22 protein-coding genes are annotated in these 26,129 nt (G+C 65.7%); 9 read left to right on the top strand and 13 right to left on the bottom strand.

All coding sequences use genetic code 11. The features are described from left to right. Positions 1–317: 317 nt before the first annotated feature. Positions 318–1,676: an MFS transporter gene (locus B0G38_RS10675; protein WP_264669501.1), complete on the top strand. Its 1,359-nt coding sequence runs from the start codon at positions 318–320 to the stop codon at positions 1,674–1,676. A 32-nt stretch (positions 1,677–1,708) separates the two neighbouring features. On the opposite strand, the gene coaE is transcribed toward B0G38_RS10675, so the two are convergent. Continuing rightward, positions 1,709–2,920 carry a dephospho-CoA kinase gene (gene coaE, locus B0G38_RS10670; protein ID WP_264669432.1) on the bottom strand — a complete coding sequence of 404 codons (1,212 nt, stop codon included), beginning with the start codon at positions 2,918–2,920 and terminating at the stop codon, positions 1,709–1,711. Between the two features lie 126 nt (positions 2,921–3,046). On the opposite strand from coaE, the gene B0G38_RS10665 reads away from it, so the two are divergent. Together B0G38_RS10665 and B0G38_RS10660 are read left to right on the top strand one after the other, a co-directional pair. Continuing rightward, on the top strand, positions 3,047–3,727 hold the full coding sequence (locus tag B0G38_RS10665; RefSeq protein WP_264669431.1) for a YigZ family protein: 681 nt from the start codon (positions 3,047–3,049) through the stop codon (positions 3,725–3,727). Beyond that, positions 3,720–4,847: a class I SAM-dependent methyltransferase gene (locus B0G38_RS10660; RefSeq protein ID WP_264669430.1), complete on the top strand. Its 1,128-nt coding sequence runs from the start codon at positions 3,720–3,722 to the stop codon at positions 4,845–4,847. The genes B0G38_RS10665 and B0G38_RS10660 overlap by 8 nt, the downstream gene beginning before the upstream one ends. Positions 4,848–4,926: 79 nt before the next feature. Here the strand turns inward: B0G38_RS10660 and rpsA are convergent, their stop codons facing one another. The 4 genes from rpsA to polA form a co-directional block, all read right to left on the bottom strand. Further along, a complete protein-coding gene (rpsA, locus tag B0G38_RS10655; RefSeq protein WP_264669429.1) occupies positions 4,927–6,408 on the bottom strand; it encodes a 30S ribosomal protein S1 in 1,482 nt (493 codons plus the stop codon). Positions 6,409–6,649: 241 nt separating this feature from the next. Beyond that, a complete protein-coding gene (locus tag B0G38_RS10650) occupies positions 6,650–7,960 on the bottom strand; it encodes a GNAT family N-acetyltransferase (RefSeq protein WP_264669428.1) in 1,311 nt (436 codons plus the stop codon). Positions 7,961–7,971: 11 nt separating this feature from the next. Next, the gene (locus B0G38_RS10645) at positions 7,972–8,652 is read right to left on the bottom strand and encodes a hypothetical protein (protein ID WP_264669427.1); all 681 of its coding nucleotides are present in this window, start codon (positions 8,650–8,652) and stop codon (positions 7,972–7,974) included. Positions 8,653–8,796: 144 nt separating this feature from the next. Next, the gene (gene polA, locus B0G38_RS10640) at positions 8,797–11,568 is read right to left on the bottom strand and encodes a DNA polymerase I (RefSeq protein WP_413542056.1); all 2,772 of its coding nucleotides are present in this window, start codon (positions 11,566–11,568) and stop codon (positions 8,797–8,799) included. Between polA and B0G38_RS10635 the strand changes: the two genes are divergently transcribed. Further along, the gene (locus B0G38_RS10635; RefSeq protein ID WP_264669425.1) at positions 11,567–12,049 is read left to right on the top strand and encodes a hotdog fold thioesterase; all 483 of its coding nucleotides are present in this window, start codon (positions 11,567–11,569) and stop codon (positions 12,047–12,049) included. The two genes, polA and B0G38_RS10635, sit on opposite strands and share 2 nt — an antisense overlap. Before the next feature lie 26 nt (positions 12,050–12,075). Here the strand turns inward: B0G38_RS10635 and B0G38_RS10630 are convergent, their stop codons facing one another. The 3 genes from B0G38_RS10630 to B0G38_RS10620 are packed head-to-tail and all read right to left on the bottom strand — an operon-like array spanning position 12,076 to position 14,082. Continuing rightward, positions 12,076–12,648, bottom strand: coding sequence for a dihydrofolate reductase family protein (locus B0G38_RS10630; protein ID WP_264669424.1), 573 nt, complete (start codon positions 12,646–12,648; stop codon positions 12,076–12,078). A 22-nt stretch (positions 12,649–12,670) separates the two neighbouring features. After that, entirely contained in the window at positions 12,671–12,895 is a 225-nt protein-coding gene (locus B0G38_RS10625) for a hypothetical protein (RefSeq protein WP_264669423.1), read from the bottom strand. Beyond that, positions 12,892–14,082, bottom strand: coding sequence for an inorganic phosphate transporter (locus B0G38_RS10620; RefSeq protein WP_319801239.1), 1,191 nt, complete (start codon positions 14,080–14,082; stop codon positions 12,892–12,894). The genes B0G38_RS10625 and B0G38_RS10620 overlap by 4 nt, the downstream gene beginning before the upstream one ends. 196 nt (positions 14,083–14,278) lie before the next feature. Here B0G38_RS10620 and B0G38_RS10615 point away from each other — a divergent pair, with 196 nt between their 5' ends. Further along, on the top strand, positions 14,279–14,638 hold the full coding sequence (locus tag B0G38_RS10615; protein ID WP_264669421.1) for a nuclear transport factor 2 family protein: 360 nt from the start codon (positions 14,279–14,281) through the stop codon (positions 14,636–14,638). Between the two features lie 39 nt (positions 14,639–14,677). On the opposite strand, the gene ligD is transcribed toward B0G38_RS10615, so the two are convergent. Next, positions 14,678–15,700 carry a non-homologous end-joining DNA ligase gene (gene ligD, locus B0G38_RS10610; protein ID WP_264669420.1) on the bottom strand — a complete coding sequence of 341 codons (1,023 nt, stop codon included), beginning with the start codon at positions 15,698–15,700 and terminating at the stop codon, positions 14,678–14,680. Between the two features lie 83 nt (positions 15,701–15,783). Here ligD and B0G38_RS10605 point away from each other — a divergent pair, with 83 nt between their 5' ends. Then, positions 15,784–16,404 (top strand): L-threonylcarbamoyladenylate synthase, encoded by a 621-nt coding sequence (locus B0G38_RS10605; protein ID WP_264669419.1) that lies wholly within the window; start codon positions 15,784–15,786, stop codon positions 16,402–16,404. A 5-nt stretch (positions 16,405–16,409) separates the two neighbouring features. On the opposite strand, the gene B0G38_RS10600 is transcribed toward B0G38_RS10605, so the two are convergent. After that, entirely contained in the window at positions 16,410–18,590 is a 2,181-nt protein-coding gene (locus tag B0G38_RS10600; protein WP_264669418.1) for an elongation factor G-like protein EF-G2, read from the bottom strand. Between the two features lie 120 nt (positions 18,591–18,710). On the opposite strand from B0G38_RS10600, the gene B0G38_RS10595 reads away from it, so the two are divergent. After that, positions 18,711–19,376 carry an alpha/beta hydrolase family protein gene (locus B0G38_RS10595; protein WP_264669417.1) on the top strand — a complete coding sequence of 222 codons (666 nt, stop codon included), beginning with the start codon at positions 18,711–18,713 and terminating at the stop codon, positions 19,374–19,376. A 42-nt stretch (positions 19,377–19,418) separates the two neighbouring features. On the opposite strand, the gene B0G38_RS10590 is transcribed toward B0G38_RS10595, so the two are convergent. Further along, positions 19,419–20,012: a DnaJ family domain-containing protein gene (locus tag B0G38_RS10590; protein ID WP_264669500.1), complete on the bottom strand. Its 594-nt coding sequence runs from the start codon at positions 20,010–20,012 to the stop codon at positions 19,419–19,421. A 135-nt stretch (positions 20,013–20,147) separates the two neighbouring features. Between B0G38_RS10590 and B0G38_RS10585 the strand changes: the two genes are divergently transcribed. Then, on the top strand, positions 20,148–20,885 hold the full coding sequence (locus tag B0G38_RS10585; RefSeq protein ID WP_264669416.1) for a VOC family protein: 738 nt from the start codon (positions 20,148–20,150) through the stop codon (positions 20,883–20,885). 25 nt (positions 20,886–20,910) lie between these two features. On the opposite strand, the gene hrpB is transcribed toward B0G38_RS10585, so the two are convergent. Then, a complete protein-coding gene (gene hrpB / locus B0G38_RS10580; RefSeq protein WP_413542055.1) occupies positions 20,911–23,676 on the bottom strand; it encodes an ATP-dependent helicase HrpB in 2,766 nt (921 codons plus the stop codon). Between the two features lie 2 nt (positions 23,677–23,678). Between hrpB and B0G38_RS10575 the strand changes: the two genes are divergently transcribed. Beyond that, positions 23,679–25,151, top strand: a complete 1,473-nt coding sequence (locus tag B0G38_RS10575; protein ID WP_264669414.1) for an MFS transporter — start codon at positions 23,679–23,681, stop codon at positions 25,149–25,151. A gap of 53 nt (positions 25,152–25,204) precedes the next feature. Here the strand turns inward: B0G38_RS10575 and B0G38_RS10570 are convergent, their stop codons facing one another. Next, the gene (locus B0G38_RS10570) at positions 25,205–26,032 is read right to left on the bottom strand and encodes a VOC family protein (RefSeq protein WP_264669413.1); all 828 of its coding nucleotides are present in this window, start codon (positions 26,030–26,032) and stop codon (positions 25,205–25,207) included. Between the last annotated feature and the right edge of the window lie 97 nt (positions 26,033–26,129).

Raw genomic sequence — 26,129 nt, 5'->3', positions numbered from 1 at the left:
CGGTAGCCCCAATTGCGGCCAGCGCTCGTCCGCGATTGCTCCCGGCTGAACATCGGGCCAGAACCTGCGTTATCTCAGCCGCGACCGCTGATCCGGCGAGGAGAATTTGCCGAAAACGGTTGGCCTCGGCGCTCTGCCGGTGGATACTGTGAGCTATAGCGACGCCAATCGAACCGAACAGAAGATGAGGATCTGCAAAGATCACTGATCTGGATGGAGAGACAGTGCCAACCGATGAACGGCCGTCTGAGCCGGAGCCGGGTCAGAGGCCCGGCCAGGACGACGCAAACCCCCAGCAGAACGCGGCGTCTGAGCCCGTGGAGGAAAAATACGCGGCCCCGACCACCGATACCCCTGAAGGCAGGAAAACCATCCGGAACGCCATCGGCGCGTCGGCGATGGGCAACGCCACGGAGTGGTTCGACTACGGCATTTATGCGGTAGCCATCACGTACATCACCGCCAACTTCTTCCCCACGGAAGGCGGCCTTGGCACCGCCCTCGCGCTGGCCACCTTCGCCATCTCATTCCTCGTCCGTCCGTTGGGCGGGCTGGTCTGGGGTCCGCTCGGCGACCGGCTTGGCCGCAAGGCCATTCTGGCTTTGACCATCATCTTGATGGCGGGCGCTACTTTTGCCATCGGCCTGCTGCCCACTTATGAAATGATCGGCGTTTGGGCCCCCATCCTGCTGATTCTGCTCCGCATGGTGCAGGGGTTCTCCACCGGCGGCGAATACGGCGGCGCGGCGACCTTCATGGCCGAGTACTCGCCGGATAAGAAGCGCGGTTTCTTCGGCAGCTTCCTGGAATTCGGCACCCTGTTCGGTTTCATCCTCGGCACGGCGCTGGTGCTGTTCTTCCAGATCGTGCTGGGTGAGCAGGCAATGACCGAGTGGGGCTGGCGCCTGCCGTTCCTGGTGGCGGGTCCCATGGGTCTGATCGGTCTCTATCTGCGTACCAAGCTCGAAGATACGCCGGTCTTCCGCGATCTCGAGGACCACCATCTGGAAGAGCCCAACGCGAAGACCGAGCTGCGCGATCTGGTGGTGAAATATTGGAAGCCGCTGCTGACCATGGGCGGACTGGTCGTAGCGCTGAATGTCACGAACTACACCCTGCTGAGCTACATGCCCACCTACCTGCAGACGGAAATCAATCTGCCCGCCAACAATGCTCTGACGCTGCTGCTGCTGGGCCAGCTGGCCATGATGATTGTCATCCCGTTTGCCGGCAAGCTCTCGGACAGGATCGGCCGAAAACCCATGTGGTGGGCCTCGTTGCTGGGCCTCTTTGTGGCCGCCATACCCATGTACCTGCTCATGCGGATTAACTTCGGCACGGCCCTGATCGGCTTCGCGGTGCTGGGCCTGTTGTACGTGCTTCAGCTGGCGACAATCTCCGCGACGTTCCCGGCCATGTTCCCCACGCAGGTGCGGTATGCCGGTTTCGCCATCACCTACAACGTGTCAACGGCGCTCTTCGGCGGGACGGCGCCGCTGGTGAACGATCTGCTGATTCAAGTTACCGGTGACACGCTGGTTCCCGCCTACTACATGATGGTGGCGTGTGTCGTCGGCGCCATTGCGCTGAAGTTCATCCCGGAAACCGCTGGTTGCTCCATCCGCGGGACGGAAATCCCCAGCATCGAACGGGACCGGGCAGAAGCGGCCCGCTGACGGGCCACGGTGGGGTAGCGCGCCGGCCGCCACTACCCCACCGCGCTGTCCGGCCGCCATCCGACACGGCGCATCCAGTCCTGCATCCCGGGTTCGGCTACCTCCGTGAACCAGCGTTCCTTATCTTTCGCGTAGCGGCCGATTGAGCTGTCCGTTGCGTGCAGGTCGGCAAGCCGTTTCTTTTCCGCCAAGTACTCCTGCACCATCAGCGGGTTGGCGCGCAGCCAGTCCCGGAAGCCCAGCGCAAACCGCCAGCCAGGGGATCCGGCCACCCGGACATGGACGTTTGCGCTCCGCCCCGGGTCTGCATTCCCGTGCAGCCGCTTCTCCCAGTCGGCGGGGTCCGGGTGCGATGGCTTGGGGATATCCCGCCACAATCCCCGACGACGGGGGAAGCCAGCCGATGCCAGGCTGTCTGCAACCGCGTCGGCTTCAGCCAACGAACGCACGCTGACCTGCAGATCGATGACGTCCTTCGCCGGCAGCCCTGGCACAGCCGTCGAGCCGATGTGGTCCACCGCCAGAATCCGCTCATCCGCCGCCTGGATCCGGTCCGCCAACCGCTTCGCCTGCTGCGGCCAGTCCCGCCGCGGTTCGGCCAGGACAGGCCCGCCGCTATGGGCGGCCACCCGCGCCGCCGCAAGGTTCGCCGCGAAAGGTTCGAGCCGCTCATCCCACAAGCGGTCTACCCGTGCCAGGAGGGCTTCCGGGGATTCCACGTTTTCCAGGACGACGTCAGCCGCTGCCAGCCGTTCGGCATGTGTCGCCTGCACGGCAATGCGTGCCCGGGCGTCGGCCTCAGCCATGCCGCGGTCAGAGACCATGCGCCGGATCCGGACTTCCTCGGGGGCATCCACCACAACGACCAGATGGAACCGCGACCCTTGCCCGGTTTCCACCAGCAGCGGGATGTCCTGAGCGATGATCCGCTCCGGCTCGGCCTCTGCAACCAGCTGAGCCGAACGTGCGCGGACCAGCGGGTGGATGATGGCGTTGAGCTGTTCCCGTTTCGCATGATCACCGAAAACCGCAGCGCCGAGCGCCGGACGGTCCAGTCCGCCGTCGTCGGTCAGAATCTTTTCCCCGAACGCCGCCACCACAGCCTGCAGTCCGGGAGTCCCCGGTTCGACGACTTCGCGAGCGAGCACGTCGGCATCGATCAGCAGCGCGCCGCGTTCACGCAGCCGCCGCGCCACCAGAGATTTACCCGCGGCAATTCCGCCTGTCAGACCGACCTTAAGCACAGCATCAGTCTATCGAGGCGACTAGCCCTCCCCCGCCAACCACTTGCCCCAAGCCCAGACAGAGCCCCTGGCACGGGCAACGGAGGGAGGGGCGCAGGATGGCGGCCGCCGTACTAGGCTGGTTGGGTGCATCCAGCCTCCCAGTCCACGGTGACCAGCTATACGACTATTGCTGGCGAACACCGGCACGAAATCGAGATTAAGCGCTCCCGCTTCATCACGGTACTTCGCCGGGCCGAGACCGAGGAAACCGCCCGGAATCTTGTCGCCGGCCTGCGCAAGGAGTTCCATGATGCCCGGCATCATTGCTCTGCGTTCGTCCTGGGTCCGGATCGCGATGTGCAACGCTCCAACGACGACGGCGAACCCTCCGGTACCGCCGGGCTCCCGATGCTGGAAGCTCTGACCAGACGCGAGACAGCGCCCGGCGTGACAGACCTCAGCGACATTGCGGCCGTCGTCGTACGCTATTTCGGCGGGATCCTGTTGGGCGCCGGCGGTCTGGTACGGGCGTACTCGGAGTCGGTTTCGCAAGCCGTAGCCTCCGCCCGCTTGGTGCAGCGGCGGCGCATGCAGCTGTATGCAATCGCTGCTGGACACGCCCAGGCCGGCCGGCTCGAGAACGAGCTGCGCGCTGCAGGAGTTACCGTGCTCGGCAGCGACTATGGGGCGGCCGGAGTGGAGATCAATGTGGCACTCGCGGATGACCCGGCGGTGCTGGCCCGCTTCCATGAGCAGCTGGCTTCGCTCACCGCGGGCGGAGAACCAGCCGCGCCTCGCGGAACCGAGTGGGTGGATCTTGCCTGAACTGGACTTGGCCCGCTTACGCCGCTGGCCTGATGTGGAGGCGAATAACCTCTATGCGGCAGATGCTGCAGACCGGCTGCTGCTCGACTCGGCCACCACCCTGCTAGCCGGACTGCAGGGCAGCCAGATCGCCGTCGTCAACGACCACTACGGTGCGCTGACCCTTTCCCTGGCTGCCACAGGTTTCACCGGGCTGCGGGTCCATCAGGATCCGCTCTCGGCCGCACGTGCATTGGACAACAACGCCCGCCTACTCGGACTCGGCGGCTACACGCACTCCCCGCTGGGTCCTGAGCTGTTTACGGGCGTCCGTCTGGTGCTGATGCAGCTGCCCCGGTCACTGGATGCCCTCGAAGAAACTGCGGCCGTCATCGCTGCCGCGGCAGCAACGGAGGTGACGGTGGTTGCCGGCGGGCGCGACAAACATATGTCCCCCGCGATGAACCAGGTGCTGGGAGCGGCGTTCGCCTCTGTGAGCGCGGGGCGGGGCCGGCAGAAGGCCCGGGTGCTGACGGCAACCGTTCCCCGGGACGGCGTCAGCAGCCGTTTCCCGCTCCAGGAAGAGTACGACGTCGGGCTGCCGGCTCCGCTGCGGATCGTCGCCTTTGGCGGTACTTTCGGCGGAGCCAAGCTCGACACGGGCACCCGTTTCCTGCTCCCGGCCCTCGCGGATGCCCGCGCTGCCCGGCGAGCAGTGGACCTGGGCTGCGGCAACGGGACGATTGCGGCCTACCTCGCCGTGTCGCGCCCGGACCTGGCTGTCCTGGCCACGGACCAGTCCGAGTCCGCCGTCGCCTCGGCCCGGGCCACCGCGGAGGCAAACGGAGTCAGCGGGCGGGTGACCGTTCAGCGGGACGATGCCCTGTCCGCGCTTCCCGGCTCCAGCGAGGAACTCATTGTGCTCAATCCCCCGTTCCACATCGGCAACGCGGTACATGCCGGCATCGCCCTCAAGCTCTTCGCCGATGCCGGCCGTGTGCTGGTTCCCGGCGGCGAGCTCTGGACGGTGTGGAACAGCCACCTCGCTTACAAACCGGCCCTGAACCGGCTGGTCGGACCGACCCGAGAGGTTGCCCGGAACCCGAAATTCACCGTCACCGTGAGTACCCGCCAGCCTTAGAACCGTTCCGGGCAGACAAAAGAACCCCTGTCAGGCGACAGGGGTTCTTTTGTCTGCTTACCCGTTAGGGCCGGCGCAATTAGTTGCCGGTGAGCTTCTCGCGCAGTGCGGCGAGGGCCTCATCCGAAGCGAGCGTTCCGCCACCGGTGCTGGCGGTCTCCGTCGGAGCGGGCTCAGAGGAGTAGCTGGTGGCAGCGGATTCGCCGGGCTCGGAAGTAGCCTGGGTGTCTTCCTGCAGGTGCTGGGCAACCTGCTTCTTGTGGGATTCCCAGCGGGCCTGGGCATCAGCGTACTGCTGCTCCCAAGCGGCGCGCTGGGTCTCGTAACCCTCAAGCCACTCGTTGGACTCCGGATCGAAGCCCTCCGGGTACTTGTAGTTGCCCTCTTCGTCGTATTCGGCAGCCATACCGTACAGGGCCGGGTCGAACTCGGTACCCTCCGGGTCAACGCCCTCGTTGGCCTGCTTGAGGCTGAGGGAGATGCGGCGGCGCTCGAGGTCGATGTCGATGACCTTGACGAACAGCTCGTCGCCCACGGAGACAACCTGCTCGGCCAGCTCGACGTGGCGGACGGCCAGCTCGGAGATGTGAACCAGACCTTCGATGCCGTCTTCAACGCGGACGAACGCACCGAACGGAACCAGCTTGGTGACCTTACCCGGAACAACCTGCCCAAGGGCATGGGTGCGGGCGAAGGTCTGCCACGGATCTTCCTGGGTGGCCTTCAGCGACAGGGAAACACGCTCGCGGTCCAGGTCGACTTCCAGAACCTCAACGGTGACTTCCTGGCCAACTTCGACAACCTCGGACGGGTGGTCGATGTGCTTCCAGGACAGCTCGGAGACGTGAACCAGACCGTCGACGCCGCCCAGGTCCACGAATGCACCGAAGTTGACGATGGAGGAAACGACGCCCGGACGGACCTGGCCCTTTTCCAGCTTGTTGAGGAAGGTGGAGCGGACCTCGGACTGGGTCTGCTCAAGCCATGCACGGCGGGAGAGCACAACGTTGTTGCGGTTCTTGTCCAGCTCGATGATTTTGGCTTCGATCTTCTGGCCGATGTACGGAGCCAGGTCGCGCACACGGCGCATCTCGACGAGGGAGGCGGGCAGGAAGCCGCGCAGGCCGATGTCGAGGATTAGACCACCCTTGACGACCTCGATGACGGTACCGGTAACGACGCCGTCCTCTTCCTTGACCTTCTCGATGTCACCCCAAGCACGCTCGTACTGAGCACGCTTCTTGGAGAGAATGAGGCGGCCTTCCTTGTCTTCCTTGGTCAGGACAAGGGCTTCGACCTGATCGCCCACGGCGACAACTTCGCCGGGATCAACGTCGTGCTTGATGGAAAGCTCGCGGGACGGGATGACACCTTCGGTCTTGTAACCGATGTCGAGCAGAACTTCATCGCGGTCAACCTTGACGACGGTACCTTCGACGAGATCACCGTCATTGAAGTACTTGATGGTGGCGTCGACGGCAGCGAGGAAGTCTTCGGCGGTACCAATGTCGTTGATGGCGACCTGCGGGGTACCGGGCTTCTCGGTGGAGGTGATGGTCATGTAGTAGGGGCTCCGATGTGGATAGATTTCTTAGTTCCAGGCGGTTTGACTCCATGCTCAGCGCCAGCACAAAATAGCTGCAGCCTTGCGGTTATCGACCGTCCGGAGGTGGACTTTAATAAAAGGGTAGTGCGTACGCATTACGCGCCCGATAAGTCTAGCCGCTTGAGCCAACCGCGGTCAAAGCGTTGAAGCCCCGCGGGGCCGGCTATCTTCCACATCCCGAGCGGGCAGTCGCTACTCAGAAGTGCGTGATGCAGTACGGCTGTGCTGTGGTGGCGAAAATCCGCTCCAGCCTTCCCACGGCGTCCTCGGTTGCACCGGGCAGCCTACCGGCGGCCGCCAGCGTCCCGGCCCTGACGCCGCCCAGGTAGAGCGAGCCCAGCACGTCGACATCAACGCTCAGGTCCACCGCGGCGTCCGGTGCCAGCGGTTGCACCCGTGCGTTTCCGCCGGCGGCCTCCAGCAGGAACCGGCCTGCGGCCAGGCCGAGCGGATCAACAATCTCCAGTGCCAGCCGGCCCTCGCCGTCGTAATGACGCGCTTGTAATGCGTTGACCGGATCCAGAATCCGCAGCCAGAGGACATCTTCGGCTGATTTCGCCGCGTATCCACGTCCGTCCTGCAGCGCCCACGGCAACGGGTCTTCGACCGGAGCAAGGGGCCAGCTGATCCGCTGCACCAGGTCAATGGAGCCCAGATACCGCCACAGTTCCCGGTAGCTTTCCGCGGTGGCCGCCACCAGATCCACGACCTTCATTGTGTACGGTTCCTTGGACCAGCCGGCGAACCGGTAGCTCACGTAACCCTGGGGCGTCCCGCTGCCGTCATAGTGGACGGCCGCCCGGATCGACTTGTCCGGTTCCGGTTTGTCATGCCCCCATTGGCCGGAGATTCTCTTCGCGTAGGCATACTGCCGGGCCACCGACCCCGGAGTCCTGGCATGGAACCGGGTAAAAATCTCCGGCCCCAGCTGCTGCAGGGATGCCGGGTCCGCCATCTCGACTGTGCCGGCCTGCGGCGTCCGGAGGCCGAAACGCTCCTGGACGTCCACCTCCACCTCGCGGGTGAAAGTTGCCGCTCCGAAGCCAAAGCGGCCGTAGATCGTCGCTTCGGATGCGGTCAGCGAGGCGATGCCCAGACCGGAGCGGGCGGCCTGTTCTAAGTCGCTGGTGATCAGGCGCCGCAGCAGTCCGCGCCGGCGGTGGGTGGGCCGGACGGTCACGGCGGTGATCTGGTGGGCATCGAGCAGGCGGCCGCCGCCGACATTCATGCTGTTCACCATGGTGGCGTAGGTGGCTACCGGAATATCGGCACTCCACACACCGGGGCGGGGCTCGTCGTCGTAAACTCCCCACAACATGCGGTTGTCCGCGGCGTAGCCCTTCGCGTATTCGGCTACGTGCGCTGCATCGGTAGAACTTTCATGGAAACCTGCATCGACGGCCTTGAACCAGCCCTGGAACCGGGCTGACGGAGTGCCGGTCCCAGTATCGGCAGGGAATTGTTCAATCCGCAGGGTCGAGGATGCGGTTGCCGCGTTGGTGTCCACGGTTTACGAGCCTAGTGGGCATTTTCGGCTTCCACCAGATACTGGGAGCGTTGCAGCCGCCGCGCGAGGTGATCAGCGATGGCGCCGGCAGCGATGATGCAGCCGAACATCTCCAGGCCTTCCTCCAGGATCAAGCCCGCGGAGAAGACGTACTCGGGGCCGTTCTGACGGATCCAGCCGTTGAACGCTTCGACGCCCAGGGCGCCTGCACCGTAGCAGCCCAGCCCCAGGGCGAGGCGCCGTCCCGTTTCCCTGGGCAGCGACCGTCCGGCGAAGAACAGCACAGTGGCACCGGCAATCCCGACGACCGCACCCAGCGCGAGCCAGGGGTAGGTCGGGGTGTCCAGCCCTGCGGCCAGGAGCGGCCGGGCGAGCCGCTCGTGCAGCCGCGCTGCTTCGTCGAGGCTCAGGTACGCGGCCGCCGCCGCAATCACCGTCCAGGAGAAGCGTGTCCTGCCGTGGGCAGTCAGCGCGGAGGCTGCGGCCAGCGCGGCCACCAGGAACAGCAGCGCCGAGTTCCACCAGGTGGGCAGATTGGCCTCGGCCCCGATGTCCACGAATTCCTTCACTTCGTCCAGCGGGGTCACGTAGTGGAGCGCGAACACGGCTACGAACAGCGCCATGATGAGGGCTGTAACCAGCAGAAGGAAGCGGACGGCCGCGCGGGCACGTGGCTGTTGGCCGAAAAGCAATTGAATTCTCCTGGCATAGCCGGCTTAAACGATCAAGGAAACCCTACCGGCAGTAAATGAGACAAAAATGAGAGGGGGCCTGTCTGGCGCGGCGCAGACCGCACCGCTGAAGCCGGCCCACGCGGCCGGCTTCAGCCATCCGGATCAGTGGCCGGCTTCGTTCCAGTTGTTGCCGACACCGACCGACACATCCAGCGGAACAGTCAGCTCGGCTGCTGCCGCCATCTGCTCCCGCACCAGCTTCTCCACCGTCTCGCGCTCCCCCGGGGCCACCTCAAGTACCAGTTCGTCATGCACCTGCAGCAGCATCCTTGAGGACAGCTTCTGGCGCCTGAGCCCGGCCTCAACACCGAGCATTGCCTTCTTGATGATGTCCGCTGCCGAACCTTGGATGGGTGCGTTCAGCGCAGCCCGCTCCGACATCTCGCGCAGCTGGCGGTTATCGCTGTTCAGGTCCGGTAGGTAGCGGCGGCGGCCTTCAATCGTGGAAGTGAAACCGTCCTTGCGTGCCTGCTCGACAATGCCGCGCAGGTAGTCCCGTACGGCCCCGAACCGCGCGAAGTAGTCCTTCATCAGGGTCCGGGCCTCATCAACCGAAATCTTCAGCTGTTTGGACAGCCCGAAGGAACTCAGGCCGTACACCAGGCCGTAGGACATCGCCTTCACCTTCGCGCGCATCTCGCTGGTGACCTCTTCCGGGGCCACTCCGAAGATGTGGGCGCCGACGAACCTGTGCAGGTCCTCGCCCTGGCGGAAGGCCTGGATCAGTCCCTCGTCACCGGACAGGTGCGCCATGATGCGCATTTCGATCTGCGAGTAGTCCGCGGTGAGCAGCGTTTCATAGCCTTCCCCCACGATGAAGACTTCGCGGATGCGGCGGCCCTCTTCGGAGCGGACGGGGATGTTCTGCAGGTTCGGGTTGTTCGATGACAGGCGCCCGGTCGCAGCCACCGTCTGCGCGTACGTGGTGTGGATGCGGCCGTCCTCGGCTACCGACTTTTTCAGCCCTTCCACCGTCTGCTTGAGTTTGGTGGCATCCCGGTAAGCCAGCAGCTGCACCAGGAACGGATGCTGCGTTTTGGCGATCAGATCATTCAGGGCGTCCGCATCAGTGGAGTAGCCCGTCTTGATCTTCTTGGTCTTGGGCAGTTCCAGCTCGTCGAACAGGACCGTCTGGAGTTGTTTCGGCGAACCCAGATTGATCTCCTTGCCGATGATCCGGAAGGCTTCCGAGCTTGCGGCGTTGATAGTGGAGTTGAAGCCGTCCATCAGACCGTCCAGCTTGTCCACGGCAACAGCAATGCCGTCCAGCTCCATCCGGGCCAGCACCAGCGACAGCGGCAGATCCAGTCCCGCCAGCAGCTGGTTCGCGCCGCGCTCGATGAGCTGGCCAGCGAAGTGCTCGCTCAGTTCCAGCGAGGCAAAAGCTTTTGCGACGGCGGGAGCCGCCACATCGTCTCCCCCGAGGCTCAGCTCCAGCTGGCCGCCGCCGGGCGATGCCGCCGATGCTACCGAGAGTTTCAAGTGGTACTGCGCCAGATCGGCCAGATCGTAGTTGCGGCGGTCCGGCTGGATCAGGTACGCGGAGATCGCGGTGTCATCAACGACGCCCGCCAGCTCGAGGCCCCGGACGGCGAGCAGCTTGTAGGCCGACTTGAAATCGTGGATGACCTTGGGCGCATCCAGATCCTCCAACCACTCCGCAAGCCGGCGCTCGGCGTCGGCGTCGAGGCCTTCAAAGGCAACGTAAGCGGCAGCCGTGGGGCTCACCAAGGCCAGGCCCACGCCGTCGTCCCCTGCTGTGGATTGCTCGGTGACCAACTGCACGGCGACCGGGAGCTGGTTGGTGCTGTCGAGCCAGTCGTCCAGTTCCTTCTCATTCGTCAAAACCACGTGCTGCGGTGCGTGGACCTCGGTGTCCTCGACCTGCTCTTCGCCGCCAAAGGTGTCGATCAACCGCTTGCGCAAAGTGTTGAACTGGAGGGCGTCGAAGAGTTCCTCGATGGCGTCCCGGTCCGGCTGCTGCAGGAGCATGGTTTCCAGATTGACCGGCAGATCCATGTCCCTGAGCAGATGATTGAGCCGGCGGTTGCGCTTGACGTCCTCGACATTGGCCCGGAGGGCGTCACCGACCTTGCCGCCGATGGAATCCAGGTTCTCCAGGATGCCGTCCAGACCGCCATACTGGTTGATCCACTTGGCGGCCGTCTTCGGCCCCACGCCCGGCACGCCGGGAAGATTGTCCGCGGTCTCGCCAACGAGCGCCGCCAGATCCGAGTAGCGGGCCGGGGACACGAAGTACTTGGCCTCCACAGCCGCGGCGTCCATGGGCGGGATGTCGCTGATGCCCTTCTTCGGGTAGAGCACCGTCACGTTGTCCGTAATGAGCTGGAACGCATCGCGGTCGCCCGAGACCACCAGCACATCCCAGCCGGCTGCTTCGCCCTGGGTGGCAAGGGTGGCGATGATGTCATCGGCCTCGAACCCGTCCATGGAGATGGTGGGGATCCGCATGGCCTCCATGAGCTTGATGATCAGGTCCACCTGGCCATGGAATTCCTGCGGGGTCTTGCTCCGCCCGCCCTTGTATTCGCTGTATTCCTGGTCGCGGAATGTGGGAGTGTCAAGGTCGAACGCCACCGCCACGTGGGTCGGCTTGTGCTCGCGGATCATGACCAGCAGCATGGAAGTGAAACCGTAGACAGCGTTGGTGTGCTGCCCTGTATCCGTGGAGAACTTGTCCGCCGGCAGGGCGTAGAACGCCCGGAATGCCATGGAATGGCCATCGATGACCAGCAGGCGCTTTCGTTCCTGGCTGGAATTTCCTTCAGGGGCTGCGGCCGTGGCCGTCAGCGTATCGCCGGCTGGGGACACCGGTTTGTTAGTTTCACTCACAGGTGCCAGCCTAGTTCCCATGAGCGACAATTTCACACCGGAAGCGGTTCCGGCGGCAGCCCCGGATTTGACTGAAGAGCTTGTTTCCGCAGGGGTGCCGGTGGAACTGCGTCCGTGGCTGCGGCATATGGGCGTGGGCGCCCTGGTGGTGAAAATGGGGATCGTTTTTTCGCACATGAGCGCCGAGCGGATGGTTGCCACCATGCCGGTCGAGGGCAACACGCAGGTGGCCGGGATCCTGCACGGGGGTGCGCACACGGTGATGGCCGAAACTCTGGGATCCTTCGCCGCTGCCATCCATGCCGGGCCTGACCGGCACGCGCTGGGCATCGAAGTCAGCGCTACCCATCACCGTGCCGCGGCCGCGGGGCTGGTGACCGGCACGGCCACCGCCATCCACCTGGGCCGGACTCTGACGGTCCACGAAGTGGCCATGACCGATGACCAGGGGCGCCGGCTTTCCACCGCCCGCATCACCAACATGATCAGGGCCAACGCGTAAAGCAGGGATTACGAGTAAATCCTGGCCTACCGGCCCGCTTCGGTTGCGGGACCGCCAGCGGTGAAGCGGTAGCTTAGTTCCACCATGCCGGCGCCAAGGGTCCGCGAGCCAAGCAGCTGGGCAGGTTCCGTCGCCGACCCCACGGGCAGCAGGCTCTTGCCCCGGCCGATCGCGACCGGCACGTATGTGACAATCAACTCGTCGAGCAACCCGGCGTCCAGGTACTGCGCGGCCAGGGAACCGCCGCCGACCACCCAGACGTCCTTGTCCCCGGCGTCGGCAATTATGTTCGCGTGGAACAGCGAGATGTCCCCGCGGACAAAGGTGATGTCCGCGCCGGCGATGCCCGGCAGCTCGTGGTGCGTAAAGACCCAGGTAGGCATCTGTCCGTACTCCCAGGCATCGGCACCGCCCTGGTCCAGAATGAACTTGTACGTCTGGGAGCCCATGACAATGGCGCCGATCCCCGCGATGAAGGACTTGTAGGTGTCCGCCACGCCTTCGGCGTCGTTAAACCGGAACAACCAGTCCAGCTTGTCGTTTTCGTCCGCGATGTACCCGTCCAGCGAGCTTGCAACGTAGTAGAGCGTGCGTGCCATGGGCCCATGCTAGCCCGGTTCATCAGTGAAAAGCAGGCACGATCAGATAGATGCCGTACAGCACGGCGGCGACGCACACCGCAAAGCAGGCGTAGGCACTTAGCCGGACCGCGGGCTGCCGCGTTGGAGCGGCGTCCGTGGCTACCGCCAGCAGACGCATGCCCAGCCCGTAAAACCCGACCACGACCATGGAAGCCACCAGCGTGGCGACGGCGACAATAACAAATGCAAACCAGTCGATACTCATTGTCCTGCCTCCAGCCGGTCCTTCTTTTTCTTGCGTTTGCGCTTGATCTTGACTACCTCGCCTGCCTGGTCGACGTCGCTGATGGCGTTGTCATGGCCGACCTTGGACCGCTGGGAAACGACGTACATCGCGAGGATGATCAGGATTCCCGCGACCGCGTCGATGATGATGCCCGCGACGCCGAGGTGGGCCACCCAGGCCGCCAGTGCACCGACGCCGCCGGCGGCAGGCAGGGTCAGCAGCCAGCCGATACCGATCCGGCCCGCGGTGTTCCAGCGGACCTTGGCCCCTTTGCGGCCCAGCCCGGAGCCGATCACGGAGCCGGAAGCGACCTGCGTGGTAGAGAGCGCAAAACCCAAGTGCGACGACGCCAGAATCGCCGACGCGGTGGACGTCTCGGCGGCGAAACCCTGCGCCGGCTTCACCTCGGTCAGCCCCGAGCCCATGGTACGGATGATCCGCCAGCCACCGGAGTACGTGCCCAGGGCGATGGCCAGACCGCAGGCGGCGATCACCCAGAAAACCGGTCCGCTGCCGGCCGACTGGAAGCCGCCGGCGATCAGTACCAGGGTGATGACGCCCATGGTCTTCTGGGCATCGTTAGTGCCGTGGGCCAGGGCCACCAGCGACGAGGAGAAGATCTGTCCATAGCGGAAGCCACCGCGTTTGGGTGCAGCAGAATTTCCCTGGCGACGGGTTATGGCATACGCCAACTTGGTACCCAGGTAGGCCACGGTGCCGGCGATCAACGGCGCCAGCACGGCCGGCAGCAGGAGTTTGGAGACGACGACGCCGTAGTCCACCGCGGCGAATCCGGCACCGACGATGGCGGCACCGATCAGGCCGCCGAACAAGGCGTGCGAGGAGCTCGATGGCAGCCCCAGCAGCCAGGTGATCATGTTCCACACGATGGCCCCGATCAGGCCGGCAAAGATCATGACGGGGCTGATTTGGATTCCGCCCTCGCCTTCCCTGATCAGCCCGCCGGAGATGGTCTGGGCCACTTCGGTGGACAGGAACGCGCCCACCAGGTTCAGGATGGCTGCCAGCAGGACCGCGGCCTTGGGCTTGATGGCACCGGTGGCAATGGGGGTTGCCATCGCATTCGCCGTGTCGTGGAAGCCGTTCGTAAAGTCGAAGAACAAGGCCAGTGCTATGACAAGCACGACCATTAAGGTGAGATCCACCTGGTGCCCAATCTGGTCAGCGGGAAAGTTCGGCTGCCGTTCACCCGGGGGTCATGATTGGTTCAGCTGCGGGTGCGGCGCTAACCGATTGTAGATGCCGCCGGAGCAGCGACAAACCCCATCCGGCAGCCATAGGTCGGTGAAGCGGCGGATCCTTGGGCTTGTGGCGCGAACTCGCTGGCAGTACAACTGGTCCATGAGCGGCAATCTTGAGTCATGGATCACCGGCTATAGGCGGGCGTGGGAATCGAATGAGCCGGACGATATCCGCGCGCTGTTTACCGAGGACGCCGAATACCGGACCGATCCGTGGGTGGTGCCGTGGCGGGGACACGAGGAGATCGTGGCCGGGTGGCTGGAGAAACAGGATGCTCCGGGAAGCACGGCGTTCGAATGGTCCGAACTGGTCGCCACCCCGGACGTGTCGATCATCCAGGGCACCACGGTTTACCGGGACGGGCCGACCTACAGCAACCTGTGGGTGATCAAGCTAACGGCCGAGGGCCTGGCCCGGGAGTTCACCGAGTGGTGGATGGACCAGAGCGACCCTTCGTAGCCAACTGCTCCAGCTCGGTTGCAGCCATCCCCAACGCGTCTAGCTCTTCTTCTTCGCCCGGCTCGGCTGCACCCGCGGCGGCTCACCCGGCATCTTCGGGTAATCGGGCGGGAACGGCATCTCACCGAGCCCTGCCGCCAGGTCTCGCTCCCACCATTTCAGGAGCACGTCGATGGTGCCGGGACTGGCGTGCATGTCCGCCCAAGGGTCGCCGGTGGTCCTGAGCCGGTCAGGCACCGTGGCGATAGTGAATTGCTTCGGGTCCGCCGTTTCCAGCTCGTCCCATTCGAGCGGACAGGAAACGGGGGCCTGGGGCAAGGCCCGCGGACTATACGCACCGGCCATGGTCCGGTCACGGTTGGCCTGGTTGAAGTCCACAAACACCCGTTCTCCGCGTTCTTCCTTCCACCAGTTGGTGGTGATCTGCTGCGGCATGCGGCGTTCTAGCTCGCGGGCGGCCGCTATCACGGCGTGGCGCACGTCCAGGAACTCGCGGGTAGGTTCGATCGGCGCGAACACGTGCAGCCCGCGGTTGCCTGACGTCTTGATGAAGGCGGTCAGTCCGGCCTCGGCGAGTACCGATCGAAGTTCCAGGGCGGCTGGAACGGCGTCGTCAAAGTCGGTCCCGGGTTGCGGGTCGAGGTCGATGCGCAGCTGGTCCGGATTGTCCGAGTTCCCGGCGCGCGAGGGCCAGGGGTGGAAGACGATCGTGTTCATCTGCACTGCCCAGACGGCGGCGGCAGGTTCATCGATAACCAGCTGGGGGTGCGATCTGGCGCTGGGGTACACCACCTTCACGGACCGCACGAATTCGGGCACACCCTTGGGCGGGTTCTTCGAAAAGAACATTTCGCCGTCGATTCCCTCGGGAAACCGCTGGAGGGAGACGGGCCTGTCCCCGTTCGCGACCACGAAGGCCTCGCCCACGTCGGCGATGTAGCGGGCTAGGTCCAGCTTCGTCAGGCCCAGGTCGGGCCACAGCACTCTGCTGGGACTGGAAATGCGCATTTCCCGCTCGCCGTGGGGTCCCTCAACCGTGAGCGTCGTTGCTTCGCTGGCCATGGGAACAACATACCGACAACCACGGCGGCCGTCACCCACTTCCGGCAGGTGCATCTGCCGACCGTGGTCCGTAAGCTCGTTCCATGGCGAGATACTTTGATGTTCATCCTGAGAACCCCCAACCGCGCACCGTAGGGCAGATCGTCGACCTGGTGCAGTCGGGTGGGCTGATCGCGTACCCCACGGATTCCTGTTACGCGCTGGGTGCGCAACTCGGTAACAAGGAGGCGCTGGAGCGGATCCGCACCATCCGCCAGCTCGATGACAAGCACCACTTCACCTTGGTCTGCAAGGATTTTTCCCAGCTCGGGCAGTTCGTCCTGATCGACAATGACGTCTTCCGCAGCATCAAGTCGGTCACGCCGGGCAGCTATACCTTTATCCTGCCGGCGACAAAGGAAGTTCCGCGTCGCCTGCTGCATCCGAAGAAGAAGACCGTGGGAGTCCGCATTCCCAACAACAAAGTGGTCCATGCCATCCTGGCCGAGCTCAACGAACCGCTGCTCTCCAGCACTTTGCTGCTTCCCGGCCAGGAGGAGCCGCTGACGCAGGGGTGGGAGATCAAGGAGCACCTGGAACACGTTGTCGACGGCGTGGTCGACTCCGGGGACTGCGGTGCCGAGCCGACCACCGTGATCGACTTCTCGGGCGGCGGTGCCGAGGTTGTTCGGCGCGGTATGGGCGATCCCTCCAGGTTCGAGTAAGGGTCTTAGCCGCCTACAGCTGCCGGTGTGACATTGGAAGGCACCGGCTCATGCCGCAGGTAGCCGCGCCGGAAGCTCCCGGTGCCTGCGGTCAGCGAGCGCAAGTGGATGGCGTACCGCAGTAATTCCTCGTCCGGCACTTCGGCGCTGATTTCAGTACGGTCGCCGCCCACCGACGTCGTTCCCGTCACCCGACCGCGGCGGGAGGACAAGTCGCTGAGCACGGCGCCAACGTATTCGTCCGGCACCATGACGGTCACCGCGGACACCGGTTCCAGCAGCTGGATGCGCGCCCCCGCCGCCGCTTCGCGCAGGGCCAGCGCCCCGGCGGACTGGAAGGCGGCATCCGAGGAGTCGACGCTGTGCGCCTTGCCGCCGACCAGCGTCACGCGGATGTCCACAACAGGGAACCCCGCGGAAACGCCCTTGAGCAGCTGTGCCCTAAGGCCTTTCTCCACCGACCCGATGAACGGCCCCGGGATGGCCCCTCCGACGATCCTGTCGACAAATTCGAATCCTGCCCCGCGCCCGAGAGGCTCAACCTCTATGTCGCAGATGGCAAACTGGCCGTGGCCACCGGACTGCTTGACGTACCGGCCATGCCCCTTGGCCGGCTCCGCGAAGGTCTCCCGCAGCGGCGTGATGACATTGACCGTCTGGAGCTGGACTCCCTGGTCGGCCAGCCTCCCCAGCACCACGTCCGCATGGGCTTCGCCCATGCACCACAGCACCAGTTGGCGGGTTTCGGCGTTCCGCTCCACCCGCAGCGTCGGATCCCCTGAAGCCACCTTCGCCAGGCTGCGGGCGAGGGCGTCTTCATCGCCATGCGAAGCTGCCTCGACCGCCACCGGCAGCAGCGGTTCCGGCATAGGCCACGGTTCGATCAGCAACGGTGTGTCCTTGGCCGAGATCGTGTCGCTCGTTTCGGCATTGCCCACCTTGGTCAGCGCACAGATGTCACCCGCCACGCAGAACGGCACCGCCTGCAGGGCCGACCCGACCGGGGCATGCAGATGGGTGACCCGCTCGTCGCTGTCGTGGTCCGGGTGCCCGCGTTCAGCCATGCCATGCCCGCTCACGTGAATAGCAGTGTCCTCGCGTAAAGTGCCGGAGAACAAACGCACCAGGCAGACGCGGCCCAGAAAGGGATCGATGCTGGTCCGCACCACCTCACCGGCGAGCGGACCCTCCGGATCGCAGCTCAGCGCCCGGGCAGGCTTGCCATAGAGGTTCATCGCTGCCGGCAGGTCGCGCTCGGCGGGCGAGGGGAAGGCCCGGATGAGCAGATGCAGCACTTCGGCGGTCCCGACCAACGTCTCCGCCGAGACGGGCACCACCGGAAAGAAGGAACCATGGACGACGGCGGTTTCCAGGTCCCCGACCAACGTTTCCTCGCCGATCTGCTCACCACCGAGATAGCGGTCCATCAGCGTCTCGTCCTCGCTTTCGGCGATGATCCCTTCGATCAGCGCACCGCGAGCGGACTCAGCCGCCGCCAGTTCCGCCTCCGTCGCGGCACGTTGGGCAGGCTGCAACTCCCCGGCCGGGTATTCCGACACCGTGCCTGAGAGCAACCCGTGCAATCCCCGGAACGTTTCGCCGGCGCCCACCGGGAGGAAGAGCGGCAGGACGGCATCACCGAATGCCTGCTGGGCATCTGCGAGCGCCCGTGCGTAATCGGTCCGGGGATGATCTAGCCGGCTGATCGCCACGGCCCGGGGCATTGCGGCTTCTTCGCACTCGTTCCATAGTGCGATGGTGGCCGCATCGATATCGTCCACGGCCGACACCACGAACAGCACTGCATCCGCGGCGCGCAGTCCGGCCCGCAGTTCGCCGATGAAATCCGCGTAGCCGGGCGTGTCGAGCAGGTTTACTTTGATGTCGTTGAAAACCACCGGCAGCACGGACAGCGACACCGACCGCTGCTGGTGGATCTCCGCGGGATCCGAGTCACTGACCGTCGTCCCGTCGGCGATGGAGCCCATCCTGCCGATGGCTCCGGTGGCGGCCAGCAATGCCTCGGCCAGCATCGTCTTCCCTGCCCCCGAATGCCCCACCAGCGCGACGTTGCGGATCTGCTCCGGCCGCTCGGCCTGCATCGCGGTGGACCCGCCGGCCCGTCGCAGTGCAGTCCCGGAGCGCCCGGGCCCCTTCCCCTGACCGTTTGTCCCTTTTACCGACATGACATCTCCCCTAGCCCTCCCCTAGCCGCAGCCGCCTGTGCCCATTTCCTGTGATTAGATTCGACACCCGCGGCAGCGGAAACGGCAAGGGTTGGGCGGCGCATCCAGCATGATGGATACATGGCCACCTCCGAATCCCCCGTCACCATCTCCGTCGGCGAGACACCGGTCTCGGGCGTCTATGCCCGGCCCGATAACCCGCTGGCCACAATGGTCGTGGCCCACGGGGCAGGCGCCGGCATGGAGCATCCGTTCCTGCAGGGCTTCACCCGGGCATTGAACGACGACGGCGTAGCCACCTTGCGCTTCAACTTCCCCTACCGCGAGGCAGGCAGGAAGTTCCCGGACCGCCCGCCGGCCGCAATCGCCGCCTGGCGCGCCGCCATGGACTTTGCCGCCGCGGAAGCGAACGGCGAGCCGCTCTGGGCGGCCGGCAAATCCTTCGGTGGGCGCATGGCCTCGATGGCCGTCGCCGAAGGTATGCCTGCGGCAGGACTGGTCTACCTTGGCTACCCGCTGCATCCGCCGGGTAAGCCGGAGAAGCTCCGTGACGAGCACCTCTACGGACTGACCCTGCCGATGCTTTTCCTCCAAGGGACGCGCGATCCGTTCGCCACGCCTGAAATCCTGGAGAATGTTGTTTCCCGCATCGGGGCAACCGCTGTGCTGCAGTGGCTGGAGGGCGGCGGCCATTCCTTGGAGGTCGCGGGCTTGAAGCGCACCGCGGACCAGGTCGGTGCTTCCCTGGCCGAACCCGCCGCGGCGTTCCTGCAAGCCAAGAGCTGACTCCGCTTCGGCCGGAACCCGACGGAACGCGGCTGAAGTCGCTTACGCCGGCCGGCTCCAGATCCGCCGCCACCAGGGACGCTTGATTTCCGGTGCCGGCCTGGCCGGGGCTGCTGCCGCACGGGCTGCCTTGCGTTCACGCCAACGGGCCACCTCGCCGTCGACATCCCTGGTCTTGGTAATGACCGGCGGTCCGCCGAGCAGCTGGCGCCGGGCTTCGATCACGCGGGTATTGAAGTCCTCGACGATCTCGCGGACCTGTTTCTCCCTGTACTGCTTGTCCAGCACCTGGTCCAGCCCGGCGTCCTCAGTGCGCAGCATGATGGCTGCCGGTCCCAGCCCGGTGATGTGTTCGCGCTGGATCAGGCCCTTGATCCACCAGTCCGGGTCGTAGCGCTCCCCCAGCCCCGGGATTGGTTTTCCGGCGTACTCCAGATTGTCGAATTCACCGCGCGCCATTGCGTCGCGGATGAGGTAGTCCGCCTTGGCCGCGTCGCTGATCTTGTTGCGCTTACGCCGCGCTTCCTCGTCCGCGTCCGTGCTGTGAGTCCGGCGGCCGCCGGAAGCACGCGCGGCACGCAGTTCGGCCGCGCGCGCCAGCCTTCGCTCATGCTCGCCGGAGCTCATGCCGCCCATCATCTGCCACCGCCTTGGGTACTGAACCACGCCCATTTCTGATGCCACTATCGTCCCAGCACCCTGCGGCACCGGCAACGGACAGCCAGATGTGCCTCTTTATCTCGGGTGTGCCTCGGTATAGGGTCAGGCGGTATGGCGTTGCGACTTGTTCAGGTGAATTTCAAGGCTCAGGACGACTCGGCGCTCGGGCGGTTTTGGGCGGAGGCGCTCGGCTGGGGCGTTTCCAGCGAAGGCCCCGGTGTAACCAACGTTGAACCCGTGGGCTTCGACTGGCCGGACCCCGTCGCCGTCTGCGTCGATGTGGTCACCGTCCCGGACCCTGAGACCGTGAGGTACCGCGCACACCTCGATCTCAATACCACCTCTGCCGCCCATCAGACAGAGCTGGTCACACGCCTGAAGGAGCTCGGCGCGACGCCCGTCGACGTGGGCCAGGGTGATGTGCCGTGGACAGTTCTGGCCGACCCGGAGGGCAACCTGTTCCGTGTGCTGGAGCCTCGACCGGTTTACCGGGACACCGGGCCGATCGCTGCGGTGATGGTCAACTGCGCAGATCCTCGGGCCATGGCCCGGTTCTGGAGCGAGGCGATGGACTGGACCCTGCACGAGGTGACCGACGATCATGCGAGGCTGCGTTCGGCCAAGGGCGTCGGCCCGTATCTGGAGTTCCTCCACACGCCCGCCCTGAAGACCGAGTGCGGCCGCGTCCATCTCGACCTGATGCCGTACCCAGGTGGCGATCAGGCGGCGGAGGTGGCCCGGCTGAAGGCTTTGGGCGCCAGTGACCTGGACGTCGGCCAGGGCGATGTGCCATGGGTATGCCTCGCCGACTCGGAAGGCAACGAGTTCTGCGTCCTCACCCCGGGCTGAGCCGCATGCGCGGACACCGTTCGGGTCATGCTTTCCTCGTCACCCGTGCCGTCGCCCGCGCCGTCCAGGGATCCTCGGGCCAGGGGTGCTTCGGATAGCGGCCGCGCATTTCCGCCCGGACTTGCGCGTAGGGTCCGGACCAGAACGAGGCAAGATCATCCGTGACGGCCAGTGGGCGCCGGGCCGGCGAGAGTAAATGGAACAACACCGGCACCCGCTCATCCACCAGCCGCGGCGTCCGTGCCCAGCCGAAGCACTCCTGTAGCTTGACCGCCACCACCGGGCGGCCGCCTCCGTCCTCCATCGCGGGGTAGTCGATCCGCACCCGCGAACCGCTCGGTACTTCCAGCGACTCGGGTGCCAGTTCCCCGAGCCGTGCCGCCTCCGGCCAGGGCAGCAGCCGCCGCAAGGGATCGGTCAGTTTGACCGCATTCGCCGGAGTGCCGCCGGCCAGGGCCTCGATCTCCGGCGCCAGCCACTCATCCAGCCGTGCAATAAGTGCCTCGTCGGAAACGTCCGGCCAGGGTTCGCCCAGTTCGCGGTGCAGCAGGGCGAGCCGGCGGCGCAGAGTGTCCGCCGCCGTCGACCATCCGATGACCGACAGCCCGTCCTGCTCCAGCGCGCGGACCACTGCGGCGCGCCCCTCGGACAGCGGGGGCCGGATCGGAGTCGAGGACAGCACAATGGCGCCTAGCCTGCGTTGCCGCCGGGCCGTCACCCTGCCGTTTGCGAAGGAGGCTTCCACGGCCTCGGCCAGCAAGTGGCGGGCCGCCGCCTCCGCGGTCTCCGTAGCCAGCGGTGCGGCCGAACGGATCACGGCGCCGGTTCCGGCCGCAGCGCGCCCCTGTGCCCTCGATACCTCGGCGACGGCCAGCCATTCGTGTCCGGCCAGCGTGCTGCCGGAGGGCAGGCCAGCCCGGGTACCGGAGGCCAGCAGATACTGTTCCGGTCCCCCGCCCGGAACACGGCGGGCCACCCGGCCGGGGAACGCCAGCGCGACGACGAACCCCACCGCATCACCCTCCGGCACAGGCTCCGATGGTTCCCCATCAAGTACGACGCCGGAAACCTCCTCGCGCACGATTCCCTCCAGCCGCCGCACCTCCTCTACCCAGCGCGCGGCCGCGGGTTCCTGCCCCGCACGCAGCGCGGACAGCAGGCGGGTGAGGTCTGCCCCCGGCGCTCGCAGATCGCCGGAGACCATAGCGACAATCTCCGCCGCGGTGGTCTGTTTTGTTGTGGCGGAACGCCGCAGCAGAGCGGAGCCGTCCAGCAAGGCGCGCCCCAATCTTGGGTCCGCCGGAATCCGGGCGAGAGTCCTGCCCAGCTCCGTGGCATGCCCGGAGGGCTCCACGGCGCCGAGATCGCGCAGCACCTCGACGGCCTCGTCCATCGCATTCCGGGGAGGATCGTCCGGCAGGGCAAGTCCCTGGCCGCCGGGCGCGCCCCAGCAAGCCAGAACCAGCGCCGCACCGGTCAGGTCCGCGGCCATGATCTCGGGTGTCCGGTGGGCCGCTGCAGCCCCGAAAGTCTTCTGGTCATAACAACGCACCACCGTGCCCGGGCCCTGCCGCGCGGCGCGTCCCGCACGCTGCTCGGCGGACGCACGGGAGCAGGACACGGTGACCAGGCCGGACATGCCCCGGGCGGCATCCCGCCGTGGCTCCCGCGACAGACCCGCGTCGACCACCAGCCGGACGCCCGGAACCGTCAGCGAGGATTCGGCGAGCGCCGTGGACACGATGATCCGCGGCGGTTCGCCTGGCTCCCGGCCGGAGACCGCCCGGTCCTGCGCCGCCGGCCCGGCCTGCCCATGCAGTTCCAGTACCTCGGTCCCCGCACCGTGGCTGCGCACCCGGTTCCGGATGCGGGAGGCGACGTGGGAAACTTCCCAGGCACCGGGCACGAAGACCAGCGCATCAATCCCCGCGTCGGCTGCGAGCGCTTCCTGATGCGACGCCGCCGCCGTATCCGCGACGTGGTCCAGGAAGGCGCGGGTGACGCCGCGTCCGTCCAGCCGTGCCACCGCTGCCGGCGCCCAGACTGTTTCCAAGGGATGGAGTGCGGAAGGACAATCGACAACGGTAGCCGGCCCCTCGCCGTCGTACTTACCGATCAAAGCGGCGAAGCGCGGGGCGTCGAGGGTAGCGGACATTGCCACGAACGTCAGATCGCCGCGTAGTTCGCGGACTTCGGCGAGCATGCCCAGCAGCAGGTCGGTCTCGAGCCCGCGTTCGTGGACCTCGTCAAGGATCACCGCATCCGTGCCTTCCAGCCCCGGATCCGCGAGCAGACGGCGCAGCAGGATGCCCGGCGTGACGAACTCGACCAGCGTTCCAGCGCCGGTCCGGCGTTCACCCCGGACCGTGTACCCAACGCGGTCGCCCAGCCGCGTGCCGTCCAAAGCGGCGAGACGACGTGCAGCAGAGCGTGCAGCAACACGCCGCGGCTGGGTGACCACAACGCGGGGAAGGCCGCCCTTGTCCCGGGCATCCCCTCCGCCCCTGCTCCAAGCCAGGTTCGCCAGCAGCGGCGCCACCAGGGTGGTCTTGCCGGTACCGGGAGGAGCCTGCACCACCGCGGATCCGGCCGGGCCGCCCGCACTGATCGCCTCGGCCAGCTCCCCCAACGACTCGGCAAAGACCAGGCCGGCACCGATGGCGGCCAGGTCGAAGAGGCCGGGGCTGTTTGCGGGGCCGGAGGAGAGGTACGCAGAAGTCACGCCTCCATTGTGCCTTGGTCCTGTTGCAGGGGCGCAGCCCTTCCGTTCGTCGGGCCAAAGGAGCATCATGAGTGGCAACAACCGCTGCCGAAGACCGTTACGACGACGATAAGGACGGAACCTTGAATACAACGCCTCCCTCCGAACCCGGGCGGTCAGGCCACCCCCACCATCGGCGCATCCATATCCCCGGAGAAACCGACGACGCCGCACCGCTGGCCCCTATCCAGACCGACCCGAAAAAAGCGCGCAGAGCACTCTGGGGTTCCTACGTGGGAACCTCCCTGGAGTGGTACGACTTCTTCCTGTTCGGTACCACCGCCGCGATCGTCTTCGCCCCGCTGTTCTTCGGCGGCGACGACCCCGCGCTGCGCACCATCCAGGCCTTCCTGACCTTCGGCGTCGGCTTTATCGGCCGGCCGCTCGGAGCACTGGTCTTCGGCCACTTCGGCGACCGGCTGGGCCGTAAGGGCATCCTCGTCATCACGATCGTGGTTATGGGTGTGGCATCCGCCCTTATCGGCGTGCTGCCGACCTTCGAGACGGCGGGCATCGTGGCGCCGATCCTGCTGGCCGCGCTGCGTTTCGTCCAGGGACTGGCAACCGGCGGCGAATGGGGCGGTGCCACCCTGATGGCCGTCGAGTCCGCACCGCCGGAGAAGCGCGGATTCTACGGCGCCGTCGTCCAGCTCGGCTCCCCCACCGGCACCCTGCTGTCCAGCCTGATCGTGGCCGGCGTGGTGGCCTGGACCGGGGACCAGTTCCTCGAATGGGGCTGGCGGATCCCGTACCTGATTTCGATCGTGCTCGTGGCAGTCGGTGTCTGGCTCCGGCTGGCCGTGGACGAAACGCCCGACTACCGTGCCGCCGCCGCCGACGCCGCACCGGGCGCGCACAAGACCATCCCGGTGGTCGAGATCTTCCGGCACATCCCCGGCCGCCTGGTTGTGGGCATCTGCACCTATTTGTTCGGCAACGCCGGCTTCTTCCTGCTCACCACGTTCATGATCAGCTACGTCAGCAGAGTCCTGGAGCTGGAGCCCACGGTGATCCTCACCGCCATCTCGTGGGGCGCCGTCGCACAGATCATTTCGATGACGATCGCCGGCAAGGTGGCAGACCGGATCACCCCGGCCAAAATGGTGGTGATCGGCTACGTGATCGCCGTCGTCGTTGCCTTCCCGATCTTCTGGCTGGTGGACACGCGCAGTTCCCTGCTGATCACCGTGGCCATGATCCTGGGGCTGGGGTTCGCCTCCATTCCCTACGCACCCGTGGGAACAACGCTCACCCAGCTCTTCCCGATCCGGCTGCGCTATTCCGCCATTGCACTTTCGGCGAACATCTCCGGCATCATTGCCGGGTTCATGCCGGCGCTCGCCGCCTGGATCCTCACCATGACGGGCGGCAGCTCGCTGGGCCCGGCCATCCTGCTGTTTGCCATCGCGCTAACCTCGCTGATCGGCTCCATCATCGCCCGGCGGATGATCGTCGCAGACCACCACGCCGGCCTGCAGGGCGGCGAGCCCCTCCCCACCCGCTGATTGAAGAATTACGACGACGGCGCCACGTCCCTCCCGCCGGACCCGCTTCTCTTTCAGAAGCCAGTCGGCGCGAATTGGCTGGCGGTGAACTCCGCTCCCTGGGGGTCACGGATCAATGCGCTGCGGGTCCATTCGTTGTCGTCCTGCCCAAGGACTTTCGCGCCCAGCCGCTCAGCGTCAACCACGGTCTGGTCGCGATCGGCCACTGTGAACGAGACATGCCAATGCGGCACCTCGTCAGGGGCAACCGGAGCCAGCCAAGCGACCGCATCCTCGAAACCCACCGGGGTGGCGATCTCCGACTGCCGTGCTCTAATGCCTGGGTCGATCGTCGCTTCCAGGTGGTCGCCATAGCCGGGACGGCGGATCAACTTGCCGAAGCCGACGTCGTCTACTTGCCAGCCGAACGCCTGCTCATAGAACGCGGTGGCGGCATCGGCACGGCTCGTGTGAAGATCGCTGAAATTCCATGCTCCCGGCTGGTTGGCCAGCTGCACGCCCGGCCGCCGTTTGGCTTCCCAAATGCGGAACTCGACCCCCTCCGGATCGGTCAGCAAGGCACCGCGGCCGCCCTCTCCCGCATCGGCCGGCGCCGATCGGAGAACGGCACCGGCTGCAACCAGACGCTCTGCCGCGGCATCCGCGCTGTCCACGGAGACGTAGGTGTTCCACTTGGCAGTCCCCTCGCGGGGGCCGGCGATAGCGCCGACGTCCTGGCCATCGAGCTTGGCAATCACATAGCGGTCCGGCGATTCCGGAGGCATCACGTCTTCAAACATCCAGCCGAAGATGCCGCCGTAGAATTCGATGGCTGCCTCGACATCGGGCTGCTCCGTATCGATCCAGCACGGGACACCTGGTGGATAAGTACGCGTGGTCATGACTGGCTCCTATCCATCCGCACAGCCTAGTCATTCATGACGCGGCTGGGAACTCCCTGCAGCAGGGAAAACTCCAATACTGTGCAAGGCTGGTTAT

Source organism: Crystallibacter permensis (assembly GCF_025960875.1).
Lineage (GTDB): Bacteria > Actinomycetota > Actinomycetes > Actinomycetales > Micrococcaceae > Crystallibacter > Crystallibacter permensis.
This window is presented reverse-complemented; position numbering and strand designations above follow the sequence as displayed.